This window comes from Mycobacterium sp. (assembly GCF_965277065.1).
In the GTDB taxonomy this organism is placed as follows: domain Bacteria; phylum Actinomycetota; class Actinomycetes; order Mycobacteriales; family Mycobacteriaceae; genus Mycobacterium.
This window is the reverse complement of the sequence record NZ_CBDIBT010000017.1, coordinates 431,350-448,220: the sequence shown is the minus strand read 5'-3', so window position 1 is coordinate 448,220 and position 16,871 is coordinate 431,350. Positions and strand designations below refer to the sequence as shown.

Here is a 16,871-nt window from a genome sequence, read left to right as displayed (position 1 = left end):
GTCAAACGCGCGACCGGGTGCCCAAATCTGTCACCCCGACTGGTGGCAATCCCGCGGCGTGCTCGAGCACCTCGCAGAACGCCTCGACATGGGTACCGATGTCGGTGGTGAGTGCGGTCCAGGACGCGCGCAGCTCCAGCTGATGGGCCCGTGGCGGTCCCGAGATGTCGCCGTAGCGCACCGAGGTGGTGGCCGTGACCGTGCCGCCCAGGGCGGTCACCTGCTCAGCGCGCGCGTCCAGTGCGTCGCCCAGCCAACTCCACGCGACCTCAGGCAGCAGCGGGTCGACGGCTTCGCTCGAATCCAGGTCGGCCTGGATGTAGGCGACCAGGCGCATGGTGCCGTCCCACGCGTCGGCGCCCTCGGGGTCGTAGAGCAGGATCAGTCGGCCGAACGCGTCACCGTCGGACCGTTCCGGGACGACGTCGACCTCGGGCCGTTTGACCTCGGCGCCGAGTGCGTAGCTGTACGGCGCGAGACGTTGCGGCGGGCGGATCGGGCCCAGCTCGATTTCCGGCCGGACGCTGGCTCCGCTCATCGCCTCGACGGCCTCGCGAAACGGGACCGGCTCGGCTGCTGTCATACGCGCCGCTCCTTCTCCTCGCTTCGCTCCGCTTCGCAGCGTTGCTGGCGGTTCACAGCGTTTGACGGTAGACCTTTCCGGCGACACGCGGACACAGGCGCGCCGTTTGGGCGGCGGGGGTGGGGCGGCCGCGGACGGTTGCAGCATTGTCACGGCGCCTCAGTCGCTGGTGAAGCGCGCGGGCCGCTTCTCCCGGTGAGCGGCCAGACCCTCGCCCACATCGGGACCGCTGAAGCTCAAAAACTCCAGGCCAAGCGAGGTTTCGAACGCTGGCGCGGCCATCCGGTACCAGTGGTTCAAGCTGTGCTTGGTGAACCGGATCGCCGATTGCGCGCCTTGGGCGAGCTCATTCGCGATGCGGGTGGCGGTGTCGAGCACCTCGCCGTCGTCCACGCACAACGAGACCAGCCCGATGCGTTCGGCTTCTTCGCCGGACAGCGGCGCGCAGGTGAGCAGGTAGTACTTGGCTTTGGCCATTCCGACCAGCAGTGGCCAGCAGATGGCGGCGTGGTCACCGGCGGCAACGCCGAGCTTGGTGTGCCCGTCGATGATCTTGGCGGTGCGCCCGGCCACCGAGACATCGGCCAGCAGCGCGACGACCAGACCCGCGCCCACCGCAGCGCCGTGAATCGCCGAGATGACCGGCTTGTCCAGGTTGACGATGTTGAGCACCAGGTCGCGGGCCTCACGCATGATCCGCATCCGGTCGTCGAACGCACCCACGGTCTCGTCGATCAGGTCGAAGCTGCCGCCGGAGGAGAACGCTTTGCCTTCACCGCGGACCAGCACCGCGCGCACGTCCGGGTCGCGGCCGATGGCCGGCCAGATGTCGGCCAGGTCGCGGTGCATCTGCGGCCCGACGGAGTTGAGTCCGGGGGAGTCGAGGATCACATGCAGCACGCCGTGCTCAGCGCGTTCGATTCGCAGGCTGGGGAACTCGTCATAGCTGACTGCGGGGTGGACGACTGGCATCCGGGCTCCTGACGGCTGGCTCACGCTTACTACCGACGACGAGATTACGCAGGGCTCGGGCCCCCGCCCGCCGCACCCGTCGATCCGGCGGTCGTGGCAGCATTGAGGCTGATGAGTGACCGCCGCACGCTTCCCGAATCGCCGTATCTGGCCGCGGCCGCCGGCCGTAAACCGAACCGGGTGCCGGTGTGGTTCATGCGCCAGGCCGGCCGTTCGCTGCCGGAGTACCGGGCGCTGCGCAAGCAGAACACCATGATGGAAGCCTGCTTCAACGCCGAACTGATCGCCGAAATCACGCTGCAGCCGATCCGCCGCCACGATGTCGACGCCGCAATTCTGTTCTCCGACATCGTGGTTCCGCTGCGCGGCGCCGGCATCGACGTCGACATCGTCGCCGATGTCGGCCCGGTGATCGCGGCGCCGGTACGCACCGCCGCCGACGTCGACGCCCTGCAGCCGCTCGATCCGGGCGGCGTGCAACCGGTGTCGGACGCCGTCTCGCTGCTGGTGGGCCAGCTGGGTCAGGTACCGCTGATCGGCTTTGCCGGGGCGCCGTTCACGCTGGCGTCCTACCTGGTCGAGGGCGGCCCGAGCCGTAACCACGCCAACACGAAGGCGATGATGCTGTCCGAGCCGGCCTCCTGGCATGCGCTGATGGACAAGTTGACCGACCTGACGATCGGGTTCCTGCAGGTACAGCTGGACGCCGGGGTGGACGCGATCCAGGTGTTCGACTCGTGGGCCGGCGTGCTGTCGCTGGCCGACTACCGCCGGTTGGTGTTGCCGCACAGTTCGCGGGTGTTCGCCGCGCTGGCCGACCGCGGCGTTCCGATGACGCACTTCGGGGTCGGCACCGCTGAATTGCTGGGTGCCATGTCAGAAGCCGGAGCGACGGTGGTGGGGGTCGATTGGCGGACCTCACTGGTCGACGCCGCGGCGCGGGTCGAGACCGGAAAAGCGTTGCAGGGCAACCTGGATCCCGCGGTGCTCTTGGCCGGCTGGTCGACGGTGGAGCAGGCCGCCCGCGCGGTGGTCGACGACGGACGTCGGGCGGTGGACGCCGGCGCCGCCGGGCACGTCTTCAACCTCGGCCACGGCGTGCTACCGGAGACCGACCCGGCGATCCTCACCGACCTGGTAGCGCTGATCCACTCGCTATGACTTCTGCCAAGCGCTCGTACTGTGTTGTCGGCGGCGGTATTTCAGGTCTGACCGCCGCGTATCGGTTACGCCAGAACGCCGGTGACGAGGCAACCATCACCCTGTTCGACCCGGCTGACCGGCTTGGCGGGGTGCTACGTACCGAGCAGGTCGGCGGAGTTGCCGTCGATGTCGGCGCCGAAGCGTTCGTGGTACGCCGGCCCGAAATGCCGGCTTTGCTGGCCGAACTGGGCCTGGCGAACGAGCAATTGGGTACCACCGGGGCGCGTCCGCTGATCTACAGCCAGGACCGGCTGCATCCACTGCCGGCGGGAACGCTCAACGGCATCCCGTCGTCGGCGGAGTCGATGACCGGTCTGGTCAACGACGCGACGCTCGCCCAGATCGCCGCCGAGCAGGATCAAGCGCTGAGCTGGCAGCCCGGCGCCGACCCTCCCGTCGGCGACCTGATCACCGAACGGTTCGGCGAGCAGGTGGTAGCCCGATCGGTGGATCCGATGCTCAGCGGGGTCTATGCCGGATCGGCGGCCACGATCGGCCTTCGCTCCGCGGCCCCGACACTGGCGGCGGGTCTGGACGCCGGCGCCGCGAGTCTCACCGACGCGGTCCGCCAGGCGCTGACGAGCATCACCGCCGGTCCGATCTTCGGTGCGGTGGGCGGGGGATACACCGTGCTGGTCGAGGAACTCATCCGCCTGAGCCGGATTGATTGGGTGCAGACCGCGGTCGAGAGTATCGACGCCGACGGCCGGGGCTGGACGCTGCGGGACGTTGACGGCGCCGAGTGGCACGCCGACGCGGTGATCATTGCCGTCCCGCCGGCGCGACTGGCCCGCCTGGTCGGCACCGTCGCGCCGCGCACCGCGGCGGCGGCCGGCCGGATCGACAGCGCCTCCTCGGCGGTGCTCGCGATGGCGGTGCCCCGCGGCATCGACTTCCCACAGAATTCCGGCGTCCTGGTGGCCAGCGGAGAACGTCTGCGCGCCAAAGCGATAACGCTGTCCTCGCGCAAATGGGGTCGGCGGACCGATGTGGAGCTGTTGCGACTTTCGTTCGGGCGCTTCGGTGACGACCTGGCGACGCGCGCGTCCGACGACGCGATGCTGGTCTGGGCGCTCGAGGATCTGGCCACCGTCTTCGGTCTCACAATCGAACCGGTGGACGTCCATGTGCAGCGTTGGCCAGATGCGATGCCGCAATACGGGCCCGGCCATCGCGAGCTGATCGCGGAACTGAGGGCCGGCCTGCCGCCGACGTGTCAGGTGGCCGGCAGCTATCTCGACGGGATCGGGGTGCCGGCCTGCATCGGCGGGGCCGGGCGGGCCGCCGCTGCCGCCGTCCGTGCCGTCGAAACGTGGCACGATAGTTCTCGTGACTTCTCTGACGGCTGAAGCCGCCAGCTTCTTTTCATGCCGCTTGGGCGTAATGGGCCAGTCCGGCCCGCAGGATGTTGCGTGCTGCGTGTTCGTCTGCCGGGGCGCGATGCGCGCATCGTTGGCAGACGAATTCCGCTTGCGTGACGCGGTTCGCGCGCGCTGCGTATCCGCAGCACTCACACCCATCGGAGGTGTGCCGGGGGTTCACCTCAATCCAAGCCCGCCCAGCCTCTTCCGCTTTGGCGCGCAGTATCGAGACGAACTGGCCCCAGCCAGCGTCACTGATCGAACGGTTGAGGCCCGTTTTCGCCCGAGCCTCATTGGGCAGGTAGCGCCCGGGGTTAGCGGGATCGGCGACGGGTTTGGCCCGGCGCAGCATGTTCGCGATCTTCAAGTCCTCCACGACGATCAGGTCGTATCGGGCGGCGAGCTCACGAGCTTGTTTATGATGAAAGTCCCTGCGCTGGTTGGCTATCTTGCGATGCCGCGCGGCGACGGTTTCCCGCTTGGCCGCACGATTCCTGCCACCACGGCGGGCCCGAGCCAGCCGCTGCTGGGCCGCGGCCAGCCGAGCCGCCGAGGCGCGCGCCCACCGCGGATTGTCGACGTGCTGCCCGTCACTGGTGGTGGCAAAACGAACGATGCCGACGTCGATACCAGCCTGACGGCCGGTCACGGGCAACGGATTGGTTGGGACATCATCACACGACAGCACCAGTATCCAGCGCCGCCCTTGCCGCTTTATCTGAATCGTCTTCACCCGGCCCGCCACCTCGCGGTGCAGATCAACCCTGACCTGGCCGATACCCTGCAGATACACCCGCCGCTGCTCGGGCAGCCAGCGGGCACCATCACCGTCTTTGGGCCACTCCACACTGCCGAATCGGCCAGCACCTTTGAAGCGTGGATACCCCGGCTTCACACCGGTTTGCGCTGCCTTCACCCGGCGGAAAAAGCCGGCAAACGCCTTGTTCAACCGCCGCAACGTCGCTTGCTGACTGGAGAACGACCACACCGCTTGATCCGGGCGCACCGCGCGCATCGCGGTCAGCTGCGCCGACTGATCCCCATGGCCGATCCGCGTCTTACTGGCGTGCGACCACCCATCCCTGCGCTCCTGCAACGCCGCGTTGTAAACCTCGCGGTGCGCCTCCACACACGCCGCCAACGCCACATGCTGACGGGCGGTAGGCCGCAACCGAAATACGTACGCCCGCCTCACAACAGATCCACTCCGCGATAAGGAAGGCGACGGCTCACCATGACCGCACCCTATGCAATGACACCGACAAAACCCGCCAGACCACGCTGTTCACCAGCCCAGATTCCTCCGACGGTTAAAGCCGCCGCTCCCCTCGGGGCGCACTGATGGCACGCCTGGACTACGACACTCTCAACGCATCCGTCCGCTACCTGATGTTCTCGGTGTTCTCGGTGCGCGCCGGTGCGCTCGGCGACTCACGGGAAAAGGTGGTCGACGAAACCGCGACCTTCTTCAAGCAGCGCGAGGAGCACGGCGTCGTGGTGCGCGGACTCTATGACGTCGCGGGCTTACGAGCCGACGCCGACTTCATGATCTGGACGCACGCCGAACGCGTCGAGGCGCTACAAGCCGCCTACTCCGACTTCCGCCGCACCACCACGCTGGGCCAGGCGTCCACGCCGGTGTGGAGCAGCGTCGCGCTGCATCGGCCGGCCGAGTTCAACAAGAGCCACATCCCGGCGTTTCTGGCCGGTGAGGAGCCGGGCGCCTACATCTGCGTCTACCCGTTCGTGCGGTCCTACGAGTGGTACCTGCTGCCCGACGAGGAGCGGCGGCGCATGCTGGCCGAGCACGGCATGGCGGCCCGCGAGTACAAGGACGTCCGGGCGAACACCGTGCCCGCGTTCGCGCTCGGCGACTATGAGTGGCTGCTGGCGTTCGAAGCGCCGGAATTGCACCGCATCGTCGACCTGATGCGGGAACTGCGGGCCACCGATGCGCGTCGGCACACCCGTGAAGAGACGCCGTTCTTCACCGGGCCGCGGGTGCCGGTCGAGCAGCTAGTGAATTCGCTGCCCTGAGTGGGCAATCAGAAGGGGAAACATGACCACGCAATTCGATCCCAACGATCCCGCCCGCTTTGAAGAGATGTACCGCGACGCCTCCGTCGCGCACGGACTGCCGGCCGCCACCCCGTGGGACATCGGCGGTCCGCAGCCGGTGGTGCAGCAACTGGTCGCGCTCGGCGCGATCAGAGGCGAGGTCCTCGATCCGGGCACCGGCCCGGGTCATCACGCCATCTACTACGCGTCAAAGGGCTACTCGGCCACCGGAATTGATGGCTCGGAGACCGCGGTGGCGCGGGCCCGCGAGAATGCCCGCAAAGCCGGGGTGTCGGTGAACTTCCAGCTGGCTGATGCGACCAAGCTCGACGGCCTGGATGACCATTTCGACACCGTCGTGGATTGCGCGTTCTACCATGTCTTTTCGACTGAGCCGGAGCTGCAGAGGTCCTATGCCCGAGCCTTGCATCGAGCTACCAAACCAGGGGCGAGGCTTTTCATGTTCGAATTCGGTGCGGGAAACGTCAACGGGTTCTACATGCCGCGTGCGCTGTCCGAGGACGACTTCCGGACGGTATTGCCCGACGCCGGTTGGGAGATCACCTATCTGGGGCCGACGACCTACCTGATCAACATGAGCTCGGAGAACTTCGACCGGATGCTGCAGCGCGATCCCGAGCGGGCTGAGCAGATGAAGCCGGTGGCCGAACGCTTCCGGACGTTCGAGCCGTGGTTGACCAATGGCCGCGTGCATGCACCCTTCTGGGAAGTGCACGCCACCCGGGTGGATTAGGAGTCTGAGCGCACCACCGTGATCGTCATGTCTGCGCGCGTGGTGAAACCCAGCTTGCGATAAAGCGCGATGGCAACGGTGTTGTCGTGCAGCACGTGCAGGAACGCCCGGTGGCGCTGTTGGCGGATCGCTGTCTCGACGCCCGCGATCAATAGCCGGGACAGCCCCTGGCCACGGAAGTCCGGGTGGGTGCACACCGCGCTGATCTCGATCCAGCCCGGCAGGTGCATGCGACGCCCGGCCATCGCGACAAGCTGACCTTCGCGCCGCACTCCCAGGTAGCCGCCCAGCTCGACGGTCGAGGCCGCGAACGGGCCGGGATGAGTGAGCTCGGCCAGGGCGATCATCTCGGCTGCGTCGTTCTTGCCAAGTCGGACAACGAGATCCGACGCGCCATCGGTGGTCAGCCCGTCGGTCGGAGCGATCATCTGCGCGATCGGGAAAACGGTAGTCACCGTCCAGCCAGCCGGCGCGCTGATCACTGTCGGTGCTTCGAGGGCCGCACGTCCCTGGGGTCCGCACAGCTCGGCGAGTTCGTCCCAGGCTGCTGGATCCGCGACATCACATAGGGCGGCGAAGGGTGCCACATCGAGGCGGTATCGGTGGGCGCGCGCGGGACGTGTGGATGCAACTGCGAAGCGGCGATGCGGTCCGGTGAGCGCGGGCCAGACGGGATGGTCGAGCAGCCCGGGATCGGCGTCCTGGAACACGGGCTGACCGCAGCCGTGAACTTCAGGAGGGGACGAGGCGCAGCGAAATCGAGTTGATGCAATAGCGCTGGTCCGTCGGCGTCGGATAGCCCTCGCCCTCGAATACATGGCCCAGGTGGCCGTGGCAGTTGGCGCACAGCACCTCGACCCGGTTCGCACCCAATGAGTGGTCAGGGCGCAAAATCACCGCGTCGGAGTCCGCGGGATCGAAGAATGATGGCCAGCCGCAGTGGGATTCGAACTTCTCGCTGCTGCGGAACAGCTCGGCGCCGCAGGCCCGACACTGGTAGACGCCCTCGGTCTTGGTGTCGGTGTACTCACCGACGAACGGGCGCTCGGTGCCGGCGCGGCGCAGCACGTCGAACTCCTGCGGGTTGAGTTTCTTACGCCATTCGTCATCGCTGAGTTGCAGCTTCGGCGCCGGAGTGGAGGTCATGCCTCCACGTTAGCGTCAGCGTGCTCGGCCGTCAGCCAGGCCGGGTCAATGCCATGGTCCAAGCGGTTTTCGGCCCTGGCGTCCCGGTAGCGGAAGTACAGCACGCAGAACACGACGATCAGCAGCAGCGACCACCCGTAGGTGATCTTGAGGTATTCCAGCGGCCGGCCGATGTCCATCCAGTTGAACAGCAGCCAGCGGTCCATGGTCAGGAATCCGTAGATGCCCAGCCACGCGGGCCAATTGCGGATCACCGAGTTGCGCAGCACCACCGTCATCAAGAACGGGAACAGCATCATCGAGTAGTAACCCTGGGCCAGTGCCAGCACCAACCACGACCACAGCAGCAGCACGCCCGACGAGGTGGTGAACCAGAACAGCGGGTCGCGGGTCCGGTAGTAGCGGTATAGCAGCCACAGGCTGCCAATGGTCAACAGCGTGAACAGGACTCGCAGCAGGTGGATCAGCCAGAACGGCAAACCGAAATAGACGCCGTTACCTTCGATCGAGCTGTTGAAGTAGTCGCGGACGCCCAACATGTAAGGGACCGTGCGGCGGATGAAGTCTTCGGGATGAACGACCAGACGCCATGCGACCAGGTTGAATGCCGCCGGCACGAGGAAGGCCGGCACCAGCGGGCGCCACTGCCGTTTCAACAGCGGCAGCAGCAGCAGGGGGAGCAGCGCCGGCTTGACCACGACGGTCAATCCGATCGCAATGCCGGCCCACCATTGCCGACTTTTGCGGCCGTCGAGCAGCCACCGCAGAAACAGCACCTCGAGCAGCAGGATGACGCCGTTGATGTTGGTGAAAACCAGTGTGTTGGTGACGGATTCGGTGCAGAACATCGCCAGCAGGAGTGCCGGGGCCGCGACTGAGGTGAGAGAGAAGTTGAACATTCGCAGCAGCAGATACCCGGCGAGGACGATCGCGGCGCTGTTGATCGCGATGAACAGGTATCGCGAATCGGCGAACGGCAAGTAGCCGAACGGCGCCATCAGCAGCGTGCCGCCGGGGGGATACAGGTAGTGCGGATCGACGTAGTCGAAGTGCTCGTTGTAGATGTCCCAGCCGTGCCGGAAGTTCAGCACCGCGCGGTAGACGGGCTTGAAGTCGTCGGTGATGTTGCCGTTGGTGGTGACCACGATGGTGCGGTGGATGACCGCGAGGATGGCGATCGGCCACAGTGCCGAGCGCAGTACGGTCGCGGTGCTCGGCGCCGCAGTACGGGAAGCGAAGGTGGAGTGCACCCGGTCGCGCAAACCGCTACGTGGTGAGTCGACTGCAGTCACGAGCGCACTTTATAAGGCTCGCTGAATCAGGCGGGACAGTAGGTGTCGGTGGCTGGTAAGTTGCCGCTGTCGAGGTAGCCGACCAGCGGCGGGACCGCGCACGACGAGTAGATGCTGGTGCCGTGGCCGATGCCTTGCCACATCACGCGCTTGCTTGCGGCGGTGGCGTTGATGATGGTGGCGGCGGTGGCCGAGACGCCTTCGGATCCGACGATCGGGTCGTCTTGGACCCCCATCAGCAGCACATTGACGGTGAGCTTTTTCGGCGGCTGGGGCGGCGTCGCGCTTGGCCAGGAGACGCACTTGACCAGACTGAGCGCGCCGACAGTGCCGAACTGCGGGTAGAGCTTTGCCCAGGCGACGACCAATTCCCGGATGCGGTCGGGGGTGGGCCGGTTGACCGCGTCGCTGCAAGTGTTGACGAACTGACCGTCGGTGCCGCGCATGCCCTCTGCCCGGGTGATCAGGCCGGCCAGCAGATTGGTGTCGCCGCTGCGGGCGGTGGCCAGCGCGGTGGACAACTCGTTGGTCGTGCCGATCCGGTCGCCGGTGGGAAAACCCAGCGAGGTGCTGATCGCGCTGACGATCGAGGCGACTGAGGCGCCCGCAGGCCCGTGGCCGGCGCGGGCGTCGGCCAGCAGTGCACTGACGGCCCCTTTCGGGTCGGGTCCCAGCGGGCAGTTCACCGCGGCGCACTGAGCAGCGAAGGCGTCCAGGGCCGCCTGTTGGCCCTTGACCCGCTGCTCGGCGGCGGCTTCGGCGCCCACACCCAACGCCACCGGAGAGTCGAGGATCAGTCTGGCCACCTTGTCCGGGTGTGAGCTGGCGTACGACAACGCCACCTGGGCACCGTTACCGACGCCGATCAGCGCCAGCGCCGGCACATCCCAGATGCTGCGCAGCCGCTCGATGTCGGTGGCGGCGTGGGTGTTGTCGTAGGCGGAGTCGCCGGGCGCGATGGTGTCAGTGCAGCTGGTGGTCGACGTCTGGACGATGTCAGCGAGATTGGCGACCGGGTCGTTACCGGCCTCGAACTGCGCCTGGTCGTGGATCTCCTGCCGATCGAACTGCTCGAGGCAGTCCACCGGGCTCGAGGTGCCCATACCGCGCCGGTCGACGGCAACGATGGGGTGCTTGCTCAGCACGTCGGCGCCCGCGCGGGCCAGCCAGACCGGCAACTGCAGCGACGACGGCAGGTCGGACCCGGTGGTGAACACCAGCGGCCCGGCGCCGTCGGGCGTCTGCGGCGAGCGGGCGCGCACCACACCGATGCTCAACGACCCGGCCGCGCCGTTCACCGGGTCGAGGTCGGCGTCGTAGTTGGCGCAATCCAGTCTGACGCCGGCGGGCGCGGGGGCGGCGGCCTGGCTGAATTCCTTCGAAGTGCAGTCGTGCCAGGACAACTCGTTCCTCGGCTTGGCGATCGGCGCCGGCCCGTTGGACGTGGTTGTCTTCGGTGGCTTGCCCTGCGGCCGGGCTCCGGCGTTGGTGGCGAACCGAGGATTGGCGGCCAGTCCGGGCGCGCAGCCAGCCAGCAACGCGGTCACCACGATCAGCGAGGTGGTGAATGCGGCGCGCCTGCTCATGCCGACCACAGTAGCGAGTAGCTGACCGATCAGGCCGATTGCCGCACGTAGCGCGTGTACAGGTAGCCGTCGTCGTCGGTGAGGACGTGCGCGCATCGCATCCTCGTGTGCACCTGCTCCGAGCCGGTGGCGATACGTCCGGCTTCACCGCCGACTAGGGTCGGCGCGATGGTCAGGCACAGCTCGTCGAGCAGGTCGCGCTCGACGAACGAGCTGAACAACGTCGGGCCGCCCTCGGTCAGCACGCGCGGCAGCCCGCGGTCGCCCAGAATGGTCAGCACTGCGGCCGAGTCGACGCTGTCGGGGTCGTCGATCGAGCAGTCGACTACCTCGGCGAGGCCGGTCAGCGTTCGTCGGGTCTGGTCGGCCACGGTCGTGCAGGTGCACACCAGCGGCGGTACCTCGGTGCGGGTGAATACCGGCATATCCCGCTCCAGGCGGCCGGATTTGGAGACGATGGCCAGCTGGGGCACTTCGCTCTGCCCGCGGCTTTGCCGGCGTTGCCGCTGCGCGACGGTTGGTCGCGCGCCGGCGTAGCCCTCGGTCCGCACCGTGCCGGCACCGACCAGGATCACGTCGGCCATCTCCCGCAGTGCGGCGAACACCGCCTGATCGCCGGGGCCGCCCAGTTCGCCGGACTTACCGCTGAAGGTCGCACCGCCGTCGAGGCTGGCGACGAAGTTGGCGCGCAGCCACACGCCGGTGTGATCGGCGGGGTAGTCGTAGAGATCGGGCAGCTCGCCGCCGTCGACGTCGCGTGAAGAACCGAGCAGCCGCAACTGCACCGCGCCGGAGTCGTCAGCTGCTTGGTCAGCCATGTGCTTGATTGCAACACGTCGATAGGGTGCGTGCATGCACGGGGTTGCTCTGCTGGTCGACCGGCAGCCGACCGTGTCGTACCGGCCGAGCCGACCCAGTCCGTCGCCGTCGGAGCCTGCCGACGCTTCTGCGAGCGGGCCACTGCGCGACTATTGGCGCTCGGCGCCGCCGTCAACGCCTAGCAGGGTCGGACCATCACGTAGTCGCTCTCGAGGTGTCCGCCCAGTCGAAAGGTCCTGTTGCCGCTGACGGTAAAGCCGTGCTTGGTGTAAAACCGTTGAGCGCGTTGATTTTTCTGGTTGACACCGAGCCAGACGCAGGCAGCATCGCGGCCCGCTGCCGCGGTGAGCGCGGTCTCCATCAATGCCGCCGCCACACCCGAGCCGTGATGCGCCGGCAGTACATACATCTTCGAGAGCTCGACCGCGGGTCGAACGTGCACCGCGGCCGCAATGTCGGGATCGTCGGACACCCCGTCGATCAGCATGGCGTAACCGGTAATTCGCTCGTCTTGATGGGTGGTGACGATCAGCCGCTGCGGGTCGGCCAGATAGTCGGCGAAGCGCGCATCCGACAAGTTGGCGTCGATGAACGACGCGATGTCGTTGAGGGCGACCGACGGGGGACAGGCCAGCGGGAACGTGCGCGCGGCGACCGCAGCGAGTTCGACCGCGTCGACCGAATCCGCGGTGGCGATGCGAGCTACAGGTTCCACTGCGCTAAGTGATAACCCGTCTTCTTGTCCAGCAGAACAACCGTGGAAACCGGATCGCGGTAGGCCTCCCAAAACACGCCGTCGCCAACGATGGTGCCGGCCGGCGCGTTCATCAGCACAGCGTCGAGCGCGTCGGGCGCGTCGGAGGCACGGGACTTGTATGCGTCGCCGAACGGGGTGACGCCGTCGAAGGTGAAGTCGGTGGCCATCTGATACGGATTCGGCATCCGAACCGCGTGGATCGCGACGTCGGCTCGCATGACCGCGCTGTTTGGGAAACTCTTGACCGGGACGCCAACCCGGTTGTAACCGAACCCGGGTGGCGGGTCGACCGGCTGCACGCTGCTGACCGTGATGTCGGCGATCATCTTTCCGGTGTCGACCCGCAGCGTGTCGCCGAGGTGGCCGATCGGTGCGTCACCGGCGGACGCGCCGGGTACCGCGATCAACGTGGCGGCGACGACCGTACTCGCGACAACCAAATGGCGGCGCATCTTTCCTCCTCGGAGACCATCGCATGATGGCACACCGCGCGGCTCACGTTGCGCGGATGCACAACCCTCAGACTTTCCTGCCGGCGGCCGGCGACTGCCGTCTTCGAGTGGGTAGATCAGCCCTTCGGGTAGCCCCGCCGGACTGTGCGATCCAAAATTCCCAACGACGCCCGCAGAGCCGCCTCGGAGATGACCGGGAAGATGCCGGCTTCGCGCCACTTTTCGTCGATCCGCGACCAGTCGTAAAACGACGTCACGATCGTGCCCTCGCCCTGGTGATCGGGCTCGAGGCGGTAGCCGTACACGTGGCCGATCTGTGGGCGAATCTGCCCCAGCACCGTCCACGCAATCAGCCGATCCTGCTCGAACTCGCGGATGGTGACCGTCACGTCGTATTTGCCGAGCTCCGGAAAGTCGTTCAGGGCGTCGCGGTCCATGTGCACCACGAAGCTGTCCCCGGCGGCGGCGACCGCTGCGCCGTCGGCATCCTGCAACATCCCGGATGCGTCGATCGCGACGTGACCCTGCGGATCGCAGAGCACGGCGAAGATGTCGGCTGGCGGGGCGGTGATCGTGCGCTGGACTTCGATTCTTTCGGCCATTCGTCCGATCTTTGCAGGACGCCGGAATCGATGTGGCGCTTCGGTGAGCGAGACAAAGGTGTCGGAGTGCGCGACCATGGAGCGATGACACCTCGGCTGGCGATCCTGCTGGGAGTCGTCGCGCTGGGTTCGGCCGCACTGCTGCAAGCGGGTCCAATTCACGCTGACCCGGCCCTCGACGCGAGCTTTCTCGAGTCGCTCACCAAAGCGGGCATCACCATCAAGAGCGAAAGCGGCGCGGTCAAGGCCGGGAAAGCCGCCTGCGGAATGATGGACCAGGGTCGGCCGCAGATCGATGTGGTCCAACTCGTGACGAAGCAGAACCCGGGTCTGGATACCACCCGGGCGGCGCAGTTCACCGCTATCGCCGCCAGCGCCTACTGCCCGGAACACCTCCAGCACGCTGCTGAGCCGCCGCCCGCGGGTGCCACTGCAGCGCCGCCGACGGGTGCCACTGCGCCGCCGGCGGGTTAGACGTCGCACTGGCGCACCGGCGTGGATGATGGGGCGATGAGAGGTCTCGTGGCTGTGCTCGTCGTCGCCTCGGCGCTGACCCTCGCGGTACCGGCACACGCCGACCCGAACGTGGACGCGAGCTTCATCGACGCGCTGACCAAAGCCGGCATCTCCTTCAACAATTCTTCCAGCGCCATCGACGCGGGCAAGGCGGCGTGCGGATTGATGGATCAGGGGAGGTCGCAACTTGAGATCGTTCAGCTTGTGACGCAACAGAATTCGGACATCGGTATTGTGAGCGCCGCGAAATTCACCGCGATCGCGGCGAGCGCCTATTGTCCTCAACATCTGAAGCGGGTCAGCGGCAGTGTTCAGCAATAGCGTGACGGTCGTCGGGGGTTAGTGGTGAAAGTCGGTTTGGCGGCCCAGGCGAAAATAGCTTGCGCCGCCGTCAGACCCCGGCCCAGAACCAGCGCTGACTGCCTTCGTCCCACCTCGGCTGCATGTGCTGTGCCCATGGCGGCGGGGGAGGAGGCGGCGGCACGTCGACGGGTGCGTACGGCGGTGCGTAAGCCGGCCGGACCACGTACCAATCCGGCAATGCTGGCTGCGGATGGCACTCACCCGTCCAGACATTGCGGGACCAGCTGGGGTCGCACTGCGGCGAACTGCTCACACAATGTGACGACACGGTCTCGTCGCAACGCGGCGAACTGACTCCGGGCGCTGCGACGGTGACGGCCGACGTCGCGACCGCGGCAGCCGACAGCGGGATTGCCCCGACCACAACAGCGGCGGCGATACGGCCAAGAAACCCTGTCATAGCAGGCCTCCGTGCGGATCTCGGTGCGACTTTGGGCGAGCTCCAGCTTATGTGCTGAGCGCGCGCAACAAACGATAATGGGCCGCCATCGTGACTTGGGTCACCTTCTTGTTGAATCGGGCAGCCTTCGGGCGACCGCGGCGTTGGTAGACGGCAACGGCCACTAAATCAGAACGGTGACCACGGACCGGCGAGGCCCAGATGCGACACACCACGATCAACGGGCACAGCGTCTTCCGTTTGTCCTTGTTGGCGGCCGGGGCCGCGTTGATCGCGACGTTGACGCTCGCCGAGCCGGCGGAGGCCGCCACCATCGACTCTCGTTACGACATCTGCGCCGCCCTGCGCGGTGGCACCACTCTCGCGGCGATCGAAACCACCCTCGAAGCCCGCGGCTATAACGCAACGAACGCCGGCGTCCTGACCGGCACCACCATCCGCCAGCACTGCCCGGACCAGACCGCGAACGCGGAGGCACAGGCGCAGATCGCCGGCTAGGGGTGGAAACGTAGCCTGGCTGCGTGACTCGACCACAGCCGCGCCTCATCGGACTTTCTGAGTTGGATGCGCAAGAGCGGGCCGCGTGCTTGTTGGTCGTGCAGACGCTAGATGTTGCGCAGGCGGAAGCGTGGGATGTCGATCACCGGCATGATGCTGTCGATGTGATGCTCAACTTGCGCGACGGTCGGACGGCCGCAGTCGAGGTGACGAACCTTGGCCAAGACGACGCGCTCGCTCTGGCGAGGTTGTTGGAAAAGATCAAGTACAAGTGGCCCGTGGTGGGGGATTGGTTCTGGCGCATCGCGGTTGGGTCGGTCGCCGACCTGGATCGGCTGAAGCTGTGCTACGACGAAATCGTTCAGATCTGTGAAGCCGCGGGGGAACCGGACCCGCGCCGCGTCGAGGGCGGATGGCCTACGCACCCAAATCTGCGATGGCTGGTCCGCGAGTCATCCTCGGAGATGACCGGCTTTCCGAACACTCCGGCCAAGAATCTGAAACGCCCGATGACGGAGGTCGTGCCGCGGGTCGGAGCCGGATTCGCGGACGAAAGGCTGTCAGGATTCGCTGCCGGACTCGCCAAAGCTTTTGAGAAGCCGCACATTCAGGAGCATTTCGACAAGCTCGCACGAGCCGACGCCGATGAGCGCCACCTCTTTATCGCGTTGCATGACAGCGCGCTGCCCGTCAGCGTGTCGTCGGAACTCATGTTCAAGGAGACTCTGCCGCCCGACCCGCCGGTGGTCCCCGATTCAGTCACACATCTGTGGCTGGCGCCTGCGGGGTCTCCGCGGGTGCTCCTGTGGAGTCGCGCGGACGGCTGGCGCAGCTATTCGGCGAACGTGCGTCCCTAGACGTCACGCGGCGCCGATCGGTCTCAGAACTTCACGAACTCGCGGAGTGCGGTAATGACCCGGCCTACCTCTGCACGTTGATCGATCGGAATGGGAGTGGCTGGGATACTCACTGCGCCATCACTGAAGATGACCTTGATGGGTTGGGCCGGATAGAACACAGTCGGGTTGCCTTCGGCCGCGGAGAACGCCCCGTATCGAATTCCGATGATGTCGGTAAGCGGGCGGACCCAGACCGACCAGTTCGACGGGGTGAGCGCGTTCTGGCGCTCCGCACGTTCGTCATAATCAGCCTTCTTGTACCTGATGAGGACGTAGCCGACGGACCGCTCGGTGACGGCCCAGCATTTCCACACCGTTGTCGATGCCGTGGTCTCCATCGACGACCAGGTCGCCGCGCTGACCGACTTGTCGATGACGGAATTCAATGCGACAACGACCGCCTGCGGTGCTGTTGTGCCTGGGACAGACGCGAACCCTTGGATCTCGCGCCACCGTGTCTCGTCAAATTCCATGATTAGAAGCCTGCCAGAACCCGCGATACAACGGACGTAACAACACCGCGTTCTCGTTGCCGGCGGTCAGATCCGTGGCTGCCTATGGACGTCCTGTCGTCATTCGGGTTGAATTTGGTTACCGAGCAGTGACACCG

General features: G+C 66.5%; 20 protein-coding genes and 1 pseudogene. 8 read left to right on the top strand and 13 right to left on the bottom strand.

Features of this window, described 5'->3' with window-relative positions:
• Position 1: 1 nt before the first annotated feature.
• Positions 2–639 (bottom strand): annotated as a pseudogene (locus tag ACQY5A_RS10640) (DUF3000 domain-containing protein).
• Between the two features lie 103 nt (positions 640–742).
• The gene (locus tag ACQY5A_RS10635) at positions 743–1,555 is read right to left on the bottom strand and encodes an enoyl-CoA hydratase/isomerase family protein (RefSeq protein ID WP_428340317.1); all 813 of its coding nucleotides are present in this window, start codon (positions 1,553–1,555) and stop codon (positions 743–745) included.
• Between the two features lie 111 nt (positions 1,556–1,666).
• On the opposite strand from ACQY5A_RS10635, the gene hemE reads away from it, so the two are divergent.
• Together hemE and ACQY5A_RS10625 are read left to right on the top strand one after the other, a co-directional pair.
• Entirely contained in the window at positions 1,667–2,716 is a 1,050-nt protein-coding gene (gene hemE, locus ACQY5A_RS10630) for a uroporphyrinogen decarboxylase (protein WP_428340316.1), read from the top strand.
• On the top strand, positions 2,713–4,107 hold the full coding sequence (locus ACQY5A_RS10625) for a protoporphyrinogen oxidase (protein WP_428340315.1): 1,395 nt from the start codon (positions 2,713–2,715) through the stop codon (positions 4,105–4,107). The genes hemE and ACQY5A_RS10625 overlap by 4 nt, the downstream gene beginning before the upstream one ends.
• 16 nt (positions 4,108–4,123) lie before the next feature.
• On the opposite strand, the gene ACQY5A_RS10620 is transcribed toward ACQY5A_RS10625, so the two are convergent.
• Positions 4,124–5,314, bottom strand: a complete 1,191-nt coding sequence (locus tag ACQY5A_RS10620) for an RNA-guided endonuclease InsQ/TnpB family protein (RefSeq protein ID WP_428340314.1) — start codon at positions 5,312–5,314, stop codon at positions 4,124–4,126.
• Between the two features lie 146 nt (positions 5,315–5,460).
• Here ACQY5A_RS10620 and hemQ point away from each other — a divergent pair, with 146 nt between their 5' ends.
• Together hemQ and ACQY5A_RS10610 are read left to right on the top strand one after the other, a co-directional pair.
• Positions 5,461–6,156 carry a hydrogen peroxide-dependent heme synthase gene (gene hemQ, locus ACQY5A_RS10615; RefSeq protein ID WP_428340313.1) on the top strand — a complete coding sequence of 232 codons (696 nt, stop codon included), beginning with the start codon at positions 5,461–5,463 and terminating at the stop codon, positions 6,154–6,156.
• A gap of 22 nt (positions 6,157–6,178) precedes the next feature.
• Positions 6,179–6,931 (top strand): class I SAM-dependent methyltransferase, encoded by a 753-nt coding sequence (locus tag ACQY5A_RS10610; RefSeq protein WP_428340312.1) that lies wholly within the window; start codon positions 6,179–6,181, stop codon positions 6,929–6,931.
• Here the strand turns inward: ACQY5A_RS10610 and ACQY5A_RS10605 are convergent.
• From ACQY5A_RS10605 to ACQY5A_RS10570, 8 genes are all read right to left on the bottom strand, one after another.
• Positions 6,928–7,641 (bottom strand): GNAT family N-acetyltransferase, encoded by a 714-nt coding sequence (locus tag ACQY5A_RS10605; protein WP_428340311.1) that lies wholly within the window; start codon positions 7,639–7,641, stop codon positions 6,928–6,930. The genes ACQY5A_RS10610 and ACQY5A_RS10605 overlap by 4 nt on opposite strands.
• Positions 7,642–7,663: 22 nt before the next feature.
• Positions 7,664–8,077 (bottom strand): peptide-methionine (R)-S-oxide reductase MsrB, encoded by a 414-nt coding sequence (msrB, locus tag ACQY5A_RS10600; protein ID WP_428340310.1) that lies wholly within the window; start codon positions 8,075–8,077, stop codon positions 7,664–7,666.
• Positions 8,074–9,369 (bottom strand): arabinofuranan 3-O-arabinosyltransferase, encoded by a 1,296-nt coding sequence (gene aftC / locus ACQY5A_RS10595; RefSeq protein WP_428340309.1) that lies wholly within the window; start codon positions 9,367–9,369, stop codon positions 8,074–8,076. The genes msrB and aftC overlap by 4 nt, the downstream gene beginning before the upstream one ends.
• Positions 9,370–9,395: 26 nt before the next feature.
• A complete protein-coding gene (locus ACQY5A_RS10590; protein ID WP_428340308.1) occupies positions 9,396–10,955 on the bottom strand; it encodes an alpha/beta fold hydrolase in 1,560 nt (519 codons plus the stop codon).
• A gap of 29 nt (positions 10,956–10,984) precedes the next feature.
• On the bottom strand, positions 10,985–11,773 hold the full coding sequence (locus tag ACQY5A_RS10585; protein ID WP_428340307.1) for a pyrimidine reductase family protein: 789 nt from the start codon (positions 11,771–11,773) through the stop codon (positions 10,985–10,987).
• Between the two features lie 179 nt (positions 11,774–11,952).
• Positions 11,953–12,489: a GNAT family N-acetyltransferase gene (locus ACQY5A_RS10580; protein WP_428340306.1), complete on the bottom strand. Its 537-nt coding sequence runs from the start codon at positions 12,487–12,489 to the stop codon at positions 11,953–11,955.
• Positions 12,477–12,983 (bottom strand): hypothetical protein, encoded by a 507-nt coding sequence (locus ACQY5A_RS10575; RefSeq protein WP_428340305.1) that lies wholly within the window; start codon positions 12,981–12,983, stop codon positions 12,477–12,479. Before ACQY5A_RS10575 ends, ACQY5A_RS10580 begins: the two co-directional genes overlap by 13 nt.
• Positions 12,984–13,099: 116 nt before the next feature.
• Positions 13,100–13,585 (bottom strand): SRPBCC family protein, encoded by a 486-nt coding sequence (locus tag ACQY5A_RS10570; RefSeq protein ID WP_428340304.1) that lies wholly within the window; start codon positions 13,583–13,585, stop codon positions 13,100–13,102.
• 66 nt (positions 13,586–13,651) lie between these two features.
• On the opposite strand from ACQY5A_RS10570, the gene ACQY5A_RS10565 reads away from it, so the two are divergent.
• Both ACQY5A_RS10565 and ACQY5A_RS10560 read left to right on the top strand, forming a co-directional pair.
• Positions 13,652–14,059 carry a DUF732 domain-containing protein gene (locus ACQY5A_RS10565; RefSeq protein WP_428340303.1) on the top strand — a complete coding sequence of 136 codons (408 nt, stop codon included), beginning with the start codon at positions 13,652–13,654 and terminating at the stop codon, positions 14,057–14,059.
• A 48-nt stretch (positions 14,060–14,107) separates the two neighbouring features.
• On the top strand, positions 14,108–14,422 hold the full coding sequence (locus ACQY5A_RS10560; RefSeq protein ID WP_428340302.1) for a DUF732 domain-containing protein: 315 nt from the start codon (positions 14,108–14,110) through the stop codon (positions 14,420–14,422).
• A gap of 70 nt (positions 14,423–14,492) precedes the next feature.
• On the opposite strand, the gene ACQY5A_RS10555 is transcribed toward ACQY5A_RS10560, so the two are convergent.
• A complete protein-coding gene (locus ACQY5A_RS10555; protein ID WP_428340301.1) occupies positions 14,493–14,864 on the bottom strand; it encodes a hypothetical protein in 372 nt (123 codons plus the stop codon).
• Between the two features lie 201 nt (positions 14,865–15,065).
• On the opposite strand from ACQY5A_RS10555, the gene ACQY5A_RS10550 reads away from it, so the two are divergent.
• Entirely contained in the window at positions 15,066–15,362 is a 297-nt protein-coding gene (locus tag ACQY5A_RS10550) for a DUF732 domain-containing protein (RefSeq protein WP_428340300.1), read from the top strand.
• Between the two features lie 23 nt (positions 15,363–15,385).
• The gene (locus ACQY5A_RS10545) at positions 15,386–16,219 is read left to right on the top strand and encodes a hypothetical protein (RefSeq protein WP_428340299.1); all 834 of its coding nucleotides are present in this window, start codon (positions 15,386–15,388) and stop codon (positions 16,217–16,219) included.
• Between the two features lie 23 nt (positions 16,220–16,242).
• Here ACQY5A_RS10545 and ACQY5A_RS10540 read toward each other — a convergent pair whose 3' ends face one another.
• Entirely contained in the window at positions 16,243–16,734 is a 492-nt protein-coding gene (locus tag ACQY5A_RS10540) for a hypothetical protein (RefSeq protein WP_428340298.1), read from the bottom strand.
• Between the last annotated feature and the right edge of the window lie 137 nt (positions 16,735–16,871).

Bases quoted from the DNA above. Each gene is read 5' to 3' on its own strand.
- ACQY5A_RS10635 (WP_428340317.1), bottom strand. From the start codon at position 1,555: ATGCCAGTCGTCCACCCCGCAGTCAGCTATGACGAGTTCCCCAGCCTG.
- hemE (WP_428340316.1), top strand. From the start codon at position 1,667: ATGAGTGACCGCCGCACGCTTCCCGAATCGCCGTATCTGGCCGCGGCC.
- ACQY5A_RS10625 (WP_428340315.1), top strand. From the start codon at position 2,713: ATGACTTCTGCCAAGCGCTCGTACTGTGTTGTCGGCGGCGGTATTTCA.
- hemQ (WP_428340313.1), top strand. From the start codon at position 5,461: ATGGCACGCCTGGACTACGACACTCTCAACGCATCCGTCCGCTACCTG.
- ACQY5A_RS10610 (WP_428340312.1), top strand. From the start codon at position 6,179: ATGACCACGCAATTCGATCCCAACGATCCCGCCCGCTTTGAAGAGATG.
- msrB (WP_428340310.1), bottom strand. From the start codon at position 8,077: ATGACCTCCACTCCGGCGCCGAAGCTGCAACTCAGCGATGACGAATGG.
- ACQY5A_RS10590 (WP_428340308.1), bottom strand. From the start codon at position 10,955: ATGAGCAGGCGCGCCGCATTCACCACCTCGCTGATCGTGGTGACCGCG.
- ACQY5A_RS10585 (WP_428340307.1), bottom strand. From the start codon at position 11,773: ATGGCTGACCAAGCAGCTGACGACTCCGGCGCGGTGCAGTTGCGGCTG.
- ACQY5A_RS10575 (WP_428340305.1), bottom strand. From the start codon at position 12,983: ATGCGCCGCCATTTGGTTGTCGCGAGTACGGTCGTCGCCGCCACGTTG.
- ACQY5A_RS10570 (WP_428340304.1), bottom strand. From the start codon at position 13,585: ATGGCCGAAAGAATCGAAGTCCAGCGCACGATCACCGCCCCGCCAGCC.
- ACQY5A_RS10555 (WP_428340301.1), bottom strand. From the start codon at position 14,864: ATGACAGGGTTTCTTGGCCGTATCGCCGCCGCTGTTGTGGTCGGGGCA.
- ACQY5A_RS10550 (WP_428340300.1), top strand. From the start codon at position 15,066: ATGCGACACACCACGATCAACGGGCACAGCGTCTTCCGTTTGTCCTTG.
- ACQY5A_RS10540 (WP_428340298.1), bottom strand. From the start codon at position 16,734: ATGGAATTTGACGAGACACGGTGGCGCGAGATCCAAGGGTTCGCGTCT.